The sequence below is a fragment of the Neisseria sp. HMSC070F02 genome (genome assembly GCF_001814225.1).
Taxonomy (GTDB): domain Bacteria; phylum Pseudomonadota; class Gammaproteobacteria; order Burkholderiales; family Neisseriaceae; genus Neisseria; species Neisseria meningitidis.
This window is the reverse complement of the sequence record NZ_KV815403.1, coordinates 1-626: the sequence shown is the minus strand read 5'-3', so window position 1 is coordinate 626 and position 626 is coordinate 1. Positions and strand designations below refer to the sequence as shown.

Genomic DNA, 626 nt, shown 5'->3' with positions numbered 1-626 from the left:
GGTAAAATGGTTCTGCGGACAGCCGGTTACGCGCGACGCCAACGCCACCAACGACGCCGTCAAAGCCGACACCGGCACCGCCAAGAAGATCGACACCAAGCACCTGCCGTCAACCTGCCGCGACGCTTCATCTGCCGTTTGCATAGAAACACCACCTACGGCTTTCTATAAAAATACCTAAACCGTCATTCCCACGAAAGTGGGAATCCAGATTCCCGATAAGTTTCCGTACCGACAGGGCTGGATTCCCGCCTGCGCGGGAATGACGAATCCATCCTTTTTGGCCGAAGGTCAAAAATCAGCCGTCACAGAGTATTACCTGAATCACGGCGAATGGCCCGCCAACAACAGTTCTGCCGGCGTGGCAACCTCCGCCTCCGACATCAAAGGCAAATATGTTCAAAGCGTTACAGTCGCAAACGGCGTCGTTACCGCCGAAATGAAATCAGACGGCGTAAACAACGAAATCAAAGGCAAAAAACTCTCCCTGTGGGCCAAGCGTCAAAACGGTTCGGTAAAATGGTTCTGCGGACAGCCGGTTACGCGCAACGCCAACGCCGTCAAAGCCGACACCGCCAACGGCACCAACAAAATCGACACCAAGCACCTGCCGTCAACCTGCCGCG

At 55.1% G+C, this 626-nt stretch carries 1 protein-coding gene and 1 pseudogene; both read left to right on the top strand.

What is annotated here, in order from left to right; all coding sequences use genetic code 11:
• A pseudogene (locus HMPREF2959_RS04425) lies at positions 1 to 181 on the top strand (hypothetical protein); the annotation flags it as partial.
• 6 nt (positions 182 to 187) lie between these two features.
• The coding region (locus HMPREF2959_RS04420; protein ID WP_371441774.1) for a pilin at positions 188 to 626 on the top strand (439 nt) is incomplete at its 3' end.